The sequence below is a fragment of the Ruminococcus sp. OM04-4AA genome (genome assembly GCF_003462585.1).
Lineage (GTDB): Bacteria > Bacillota > Clostridia > Lachnospirales > Lachnospiraceae > Mediterraneibacter > Mediterraneibacter faecis.
The window spans coordinates 77,158-83,596 of the sequence record NZ_QTZH01000008.1; the positions used below are offsets into that span (position 1 = coordinate 77,158).

A 6,439-nucleotide genomic window follows, 5' to 3' on the forward strand; every position below is an offset into this window, starting at 1 on the left:
GAAAGCTATGAAGATTAATCTGGACAGTCCTGTTATTGTTTTTTTAACTACAGTTGCAGATTTTATGATGTTAAATATTCTGTTCATTTTATGCTGTGCGCCGGTCATTACGATCGGCCCGGCAGTCAGTGCCCTTTACACGATTACTATGCGCGAGGCAAGACATGAGGGTGGATATATATTCAAACCTTTTTTCAAAGCATTTAAAAATAATTTCAAGCAGGCGTTTCTCTTATCCATCTTGTATTTAATAATCGGAGCAAGTTTTGTTTTTGGAGTGAAATTTTGGATAGAAAAGCCGGAATTTTCAACGGTCAATCAGGTGATTCTCGTGATTACGGGAGTATTTGCAGTTATTTTTATTTTTTCACTTCTTTATGTATTTGCTTTAATAGCCAGATTCGATAATACTATTTTTAAAAGCGTGAAAAATGCAGTGATGCTGGCTGTTTTTAATCTGAGAGAGACATTTTTGCTGACTCTGATCCATGTAATTGTAATTGTGCTTATGATTTTTACAAAAGGTATTTGGATTTTTATGATGGTTGGCGGATTTTCAGTCAGTGCATATATAAATTCACTGCTTTTTATAAGAGTATTCCGGCAATATGAAAAGATAGAAGGAGGAAATCATGATGACTAAAATGGTAATCAATCCGAACAGGAAACTGAGCAGGATTAACAGACAAATATACGGCCATTTTTCTGAACATCTAGGAAGATGTATTTATGAAGGAATTTATGTGGGGGAAAATTCACCTATTGAAAATGTGAATGGAATGAGAACTGACGTAGTTGAAGCGTTGAAAGAGATTCGAGTTCCAGTGCTTCGTTGGCCTGGAGGATGTTTTGCAGATGAGTATCACTGGATGGACGGAATAGGTCCTGCGGGTTCACGTAAAAAGATGATTAATACAAATTGGGGAGGCGTGTTGGAAGACAACAGTTTCGGAACACACGAATATTTTGAGCTCTGCCGTCAGCTCGGATGCCAAACGTATATTAATGGAAATTTGGGAAGTGGAACAGTTCGTGAAATGTCTGAGTGGATAGAATATATGACATTTGATGGAATATCCCCTATGTCCGAACTGAGAGGAAAGAATGGTCAACAAGCTCCATGGAAAGTTGATTATTTTGGAATCGGAAATGAAAACTGGGGATGCGGGGGAAACATGAACCCAGATTATTATGCAAATGAGTATCGCAGATATCAGAGTTTTGTTCGTGACTATAATAATGAACATCATATTCAAAAGATTTGCTGCGGAGCACCACACGAAGATTATGAGTGGACGAAAGAGGTATTGGCAACCTGTTTCCGTAGAACTTCCGAAGAACAGCATGGATTTATGGATGGACTTTCTCTCCACTATTATGTATATCCAGAGGGGATTGAAATCAAAGGAAGCTCAACGGAGTTTGATGAAAATGTCTGGTATAAGACATTGAATAAGGCGGTGTATATAGATGAACTTATTCGCAGACATGGTAAGATTATGGATGAATATGATCCTCTGAAAAAAATAGGCATGATTGTAGATGAATGGGGAACGTGGTATACATGTGAGCCGGGTACAAATCCGGGATTTCTTTATCAGCAGAATACGATGCGTGATGCACTTGTAGCGGGGATCACATTGAATATATTTAATAAACACAGCGATCGAGTGAAGATGGCAAATCTTGCACAGATTGTTAACGTACTCCAGGCTGTTCTGCTTACTGAGGGGGATAAAATGATTAAGACGCCTACATATCATGTCTTTGACATCTATAAAGAACATCAGGATTCGAATCTTGTGGAGAGCAGTATTGAGATAGAGATGATTGGGGTGGAAGAAGAGTGGAAGGTACCGAATCTGACAGAATCTGTCTCAGAAACAGCGGATGGAACACTCCATCTTACTATAACAAATCTTTCTGTCGATCAAAGTTTTGATATAGATACTACGATTATTGATAGAAGTGTAAAAACAGTAAAAGGAGAAATTGTTACGGGGGAAATACACGCAAAAAATACTTTTGAAAAACCGGAGTGTGTTACAGTAAAAAAATATGATGGAACACAGATTACGGAAAAAGGAATTCGATTTACGATCCGGCGTGCAGTGTCCTGCATCTAGAAGTGAGGTAGAATGGTTGTGGGGAGTGAGCAGCATCGATTATGCAGAAAATGTCTATTAAAAGATATGTCTGAAAAAGAATTTTTTCACAATATGTATCGCTATATTTCCAATCTTCCAGAAGATGATAAAGTTTCAAATTCGGAATATGAGCGCAGATTGAAAAAATGCGGAGAATGTACGAATTTGTTGAATGGTATATGTAGGATCTGCGGATGCTTTGTTGAGATGCGTGCAGCGATAGCTGTTAAACATTGTCCTAACAGTGTTCCTAAATGGTAGAATTTTCTACAAGCATAAAATAGGGTAAAATCCTCTAGTCTTACATGGCTTGAAAATAGTAAAAACAAAATAGGAGTGGATGTAAAGAGTGTGTGAAACTTTTTCTGTAAATAGCTAATAACAGCAAGGTCTTCTATGGTAAAATATAAATCATAGGAGGCCTTTTATTATGGCAAGAAGAGTTGAAAAGGCAGACGGATAAGGAACAAAGATAAAATAGTAAAAATAGAATAGAACAAAGAAAGAATATGGAGATAAAACAGAAAGGAATAAACAATGAATGTAAATCCTATAACAAGATTGGATTATCCAGATCTGGACGTGATCCGCGTAGAAGACACCTATTATATGGTATCCACAACCATGCACTTTATGCCGGGCTGTGAGATTCTGCAGTCTTTTGATCTGGTGCACTGGGAGCATGTGACTTATGTCTATGAGACGTTGGATCATACGGATGCGCAGCAACTGAAAAGCGGTCAGAATATTTACGGACAGGGCATGTGGGCAGCTTCCCTGCGCTATCATGAAGGCCGATTTTATATCTGCTTTGTGGCAAATGATACCCGTAAGACTTATTTGTATACTTCGAAAAAAATAGATGGTCCATGGAAAAAGCAGCTGATAGAAGGCTTTTATCATGACGGCTCTTTATTATTTGATGAGGATGGAAGAAACTATATTGTATATGGAAATGATGAAATCTGGATTACAGAATTGAATGAAGATTTGACTGCACCCAAGAAGGACGGATTACATCGTCTTTTAGTCAGTGATCATAAGAACCCGGAGCTAGGCTATGAGGGTTCTCATATTCAAAAAATAAACGGCTATTATTATATTTTTCTGGTTCATTCCCTGAGAGACCGCTGGATGCGGACGGAAGCATGCTTTTACAGTGATTCTCTGGAAGGAGAATTCACGGGTGGAGATGTACTTTGTGATGATCGTGGATATTGTGGACAGGGCGTGGCACAGGGAGGAATAGTGGATACGCCGGATGGAAAGTGGTATGCAATGCTGTTTCAGGATTCCGGAGCAGTTGGACGGATTCCTATTCTGCTTCCGGTTACCTGGAAGGATCATTTTCCGTTTTTTGGACAGAACGGACATGTGCCGGAAGAAATAGAGGTTCACAGTACCAGACCAGGATATATTTATCAGCCATTAGTGGGAAGTGATGATTTCTGTAATGGGCTGCTTCCGCGCTGGCAGTTTAATCATGATCCAGATCCACGGTACTATCATCTGGATGCATTGCAGGGAACCTATACAATTACAACACGGGAAGTTTGTACAGAGCTTACACAGGCAGTAAATACGCTTACGCAAAGGATGAGTTATCCGTCCTGCGCAGCTGAGGTTACTGTTGATGCTTCTGCATTGAAAGAGGGCGATGTCGCAGGTTTGTGTGCGTTGCAGAGCTGTTATGCTGCAGTTGGCATTACAAAACATCATGGAAAATATGAAGTCCTTATGTTGGATAAAAAAGAAGATGGTATATTGGATATGACGGGAGGAACTGTTGTTGAATCACACCAGATGGATTTTCGTCTTGAAGCAGATTTCTGTAACATGAAGGATGAAGCACGCTGCTATTACCGGGTAAATAAGGGAGACTGGCTACCCATCGGAACCGTGCATAAGCTGTACTTCAAACTGGATCATTTTACTGGTTGCCGGTTTGGTCTGTTCTGCTATGCGGCAGAGGAAACAGGAGGAAGTGCCTACTTCCGAGATTTTAAGTATTATGATGTTGATGAAATCTCATAAAGATAGAACTGCATAAAATAAGTGTCGAAATTTACTCAAATTTTACCGCAGACATGGTGGCAGATCCGTCCTCGATCTGCGGATGGAATCCGGATATGTATGGAGTGAGAAATACAGAAGCAGGTCAGAGCTATTATGATTCCCTGATAGAGATGTATGCTTCCCGGGGTGTTGATTTTATTAAGTGTGATGATATCTGTGACAGCTTTATATATCGGAATGACAGCTTTTCCGGATGGCATGAAAGCGAAATGTTATACAAGGCTATTCAGAAATCAAACAGGGAAATTGTACTCAGCCTTTCCCCTGGTCCTGCACATATTGACCGTGCGTGGCAGTATTGCAGATATGCAAACATGTGGCGTATTACGGATGATTTCTGGGATAACTGGGAGCTTCTTAAGAATATGTTCTGGAGATGTGAGCTATGGCAGGATCATGTAAAAGAGGGCTGTTTCCCGGATTGCGATATGCTGCCACTCGGCAAGGTCGGTAAAGGCTTTGAGACAGGAGAGAGACTGTCTGTTTACCAGGGAAGAGCAGAAGACCATGATGACACTATGGTGCATGTTCCGTTCTCCGCTGATGATTGGTGCCGAGCTTACCAAAATGGATGATTTTACATTGAGTCTTCTCACTAATAAAGAACTGTTGGTGTTACTTTCCGAGGACTTCAGGGGAGAACAGCTGTGAAGATCAGATGGGGAGGCTGATTGGAAAAATACAAGCACAAAAACCGGCATGATTACGGCAGCACTGTTTAATCTCAGTGATACTGATCGGGAGATCTGTTCGAATATGGAAGAGCTGTCGGGACGGGAACCGGATAAGGATTTCTATGAATTTACCGAGCTGTGGAGTGGTGAGGTTTTACATAGCGGAAAGGAAGCATTAACCGTCGTAGTACCTGCACACGGGACGAAAGTGTTTTCTGTTCGATAGATAATAAAAATTTTATTCAGACCGGTATTGCTGCGGAGTAATACCGGTTATTTTTTTGTCATCACATAATTGTGTCTTATCTATAGGTTTTAAAACATAGCTGGCACAATGAAGCTTTAACGCCTTCTGGGCATAATCAAAGCGTTGATGGCCGGACAAAATCATGCATATTATGGGATGTAAAAATTACTCTACTCCTATTTTTTTATTAGAAATTTTCACAGCAGGTCAGATTTTATCTCCAAGTTTATCTTTTTCGATCAACATGAATAATTCGCCGAATATTTTACTTAGATTGCCACGATTAATTTCATCAATGATAAAGAAATAATCATTTTCATCATCTTCCTCGGCCAATTTACAGAATTTGTAAAAAGAGCCTTTCTTAATTGTAAATCCGTTTTCTGTTGGGCGGTATCCTTCAATAAAATCCTCATAAGAATAACTTTGGTGAAACTGGATCATTTGTACACGTTCAGGATTTTTTGAGCCAATAATGGAATAAGCAAGTCGTTTGGCTGTAAATGTTTTACCAACTCCAGGTGCACCTTGTAAAATAATATTTTTCTTCATTTTTAATACATCTACCAAGGTATCATAATCATGTCTGGTCATGTATACATCAGAAAGAAAGTTTGTAGAAGAATAAGCAGGATAGTTTATTTCAGGAAGAGTATCAATATCATCTAGTTCATCTGGAGCAAAGATAGCAGTAAGTTTTTCGATATAATCAGTATATGGAGTAATATCGGTTAAGCGTTTTGCAAAAATTACATCATTGACGGATAGGGTGTTTGCGAAATTCCATGCCCAAAACCATGACACCTTTTTCCTGACACTCGAGCCAACTGTTATCATCAAAGACTGTATACATCCAATAGTGGGTTTTCCGTTTTTTATCGGAAAGCGTATTTGTATCAGAGGTATCAACAGTGTTTGCGTCATTAGCGTACTTTCCCCAAATATGATCGAAAACAATTCCAGGAATATTGCATTTTTTAATAAAGAGTGCAATTTGTCCCATACGAATAAATGGAATGCTACTAGGATTTTGTTTGAGAAAATGCAAAACTTTCAGTTGGATATCCTGTCCGTAAAAAGGTGCTAATAAAGTTGGAAATAATAAGTGATAATATTTCATTCGCCATACAGTATTGATACCAGGGATGTTTTCCAATTGTTTATAAAGTTCTTCATAATCAGTTTCAGAATTTAAAGTATCAAAAGATGATATAATTTCAGCACCTATAACTAAATTATCACGTATTTCTTCAGCTTTTTTCTATTGCTTCTTCTTTCAGTAAGGTGTATAGGCT

Annotated in this window: 8 protein-coding genes; 6 read left to right on the forward strand and 2 right to left on the reverse strand. The window is 38.9% G+C overall.

Annotated features, from left to right (window positions below; all coding sequences use genetic code 11):
* Positions 1-7: 7 nt before the first annotated feature.
* The 6 genes from DXB52_RS04400 to DXB52_RS16640 all read left to right on the forward strand — a co-directional run bounded on the left by DXB52_RS04400 (position 8) and on the right by DXB52_RS16640 (position 5,123).
* The gene (locus DXB52_RS04400; RefSeq protein ID WP_178037769.1) at positions 8-643 is read left to right on the forward strand and encodes a YesL family protein; all 636 of its coding nucleotides are present in this window, start codon (positions 8-10) and stop codon (positions 641-643) included.
* Positions 633-2,126 carry an alpha-N-arabinofuranosidase gene (locus DXB52_RS04405; RefSeq protein WP_118106616.1) on the forward strand — a complete coding sequence of 498 codons (1,494 nt, stop codon included), beginning with the start codon at positions 633-635 and terminating at the stop codon, positions 2,124-2,126. Before DXB52_RS04400 ends, DXB52_RS04405 begins: the two co-directional genes overlap by 11 nt.
* 12 nt (positions 2,127-2,138) lie before the next feature.
* Positions 2,139-2,408: a DUF6171 family protein gene (locus tag DXB52_RS04410; RefSeq protein ID WP_101871488.1), complete on the forward strand. Its 270-nt coding sequence runs from the start codon at positions 2,139-2,141 to the stop codon at positions 2,406-2,408.
* A 276-nt stretch (positions 2,409-2,684) separates the two neighbouring features.
* Positions 2,685-4,181 (forward strand): glycoside hydrolase family 43 protein, encoded by a 1,497-nt coding sequence (locus tag DXB52_RS04415; RefSeq protein ID WP_117861424.1) that lies wholly within the window; start codon positions 2,685-2,687, stop codon positions 4,179-4,181.
* A 53-nt stretch (positions 4,182-4,234) separates the two neighbouring features.
* The gene (locus tag DXB52_RS16635) at positions 4,235-4,798 is read left to right on the forward strand and encodes an alpha-amylase family protein (RefSeq protein ID WP_117861423.1); all 564 of its coding nucleotides are present in this window, start codon (positions 4,235-4,237) and stop codon (positions 4,796-4,798) included.
* A gap of 124 nt (positions 4,799-4,922) precedes the next feature.
* Positions 4,923-5,123 (forward strand): hypothetical protein, encoded by a 201-nt coding sequence (locus DXB52_RS16640; protein WP_117861422.1) that lies wholly within the window; start codon positions 4,923-4,925, stop codon positions 5,121-5,123.
* Between the two features lie 228 nt (positions 5,124-5,351).
* Here the strand turns inward: DXB52_RS16640 and DXB52_RS16645 are convergent, their stop codons facing one another.
* Positions 5,352-5,981, reverse strand: coding sequence for an McrB family protein (locus DXB52_RS16645; RefSeq protein ID WP_242988254.1), 630 nt, complete (start codon positions 5,979-5,981; stop codon positions 5,352-5,354).
* Positions 5,899-6,264, reverse strand: coding sequence for a hypothetical protein (locus tag DXB52_RS16650; protein ID WP_472519951.1), 366 nt, complete (start codon positions 6,262-6,264; stop codon positions 5,899-5,901). The genes DXB52_RS16645 and DXB52_RS16650 overlap by 83 nt, the downstream gene beginning before the upstream one ends.
* Positions 6,265-6,439: the final 175 nt, after the last annotated feature.

What these genes read in the sequence shown, in the direction of transcription:
- DXB52_RS04400 (WP_178037769.1), top strand. Translation starts at nt 8, where the DNA reads ATGAAGATTAATCTGGACAGTCCTGTTATTGTTTTTTTAACTACAGTT.
- DXB52_RS04405 (WP_118106616.1), top strand. Translation starts at nt 633, where the DNA reads ATGATGACTAAAATGGTAATCAATCCGAACAGGAAACTGAGCAGGATT.
- DXB52_RS04410 (WP_101871488.1), top strand. Translation starts at nt 2,139, where the DNA reads ATGGTTGTGGGGAGTGAGCAGCATCGATTATGCAGAAAATGTCTATTA.
- DXB52_RS04415 (WP_117861424.1), top strand. Translation starts at nt 2,685, where the DNA reads ATGAATGTAAATCCTATAACAAGATTGGATTATCCAGATCTGGACGTG.
- DXB52_RS16635 (WP_117861423.1), top strand. Translation starts at nt 4,235, where the DNA reads ATGGTGGCAGATCCGTCCTCGATCTGCGGATGGAATCCGGATATGTAT.
- DXB52_RS16640 (WP_117861422.1), top strand. Translation starts at nt 4,923, where the DNA reads ATGATTACGGCAGCACTGTTTAATCTCAGTGATACTGATCGGGAGATC.
- DXB52_RS16645 (WP_242988254.1), bottom strand. Translation starts at nt 5,981, where the DNA reads ATGATAACAGTTGGCTCGAGTGTCAGGAAAAAGGTGTCATGGTTTTGG.
- DXB52_RS16650 (WP_472519951.1), bottom strand. Translation starts at nt 6,264, where the DNA reads ATGAAATATTATCACTTATTATTTCCAACTTTATTAGCACCTTTTTAC.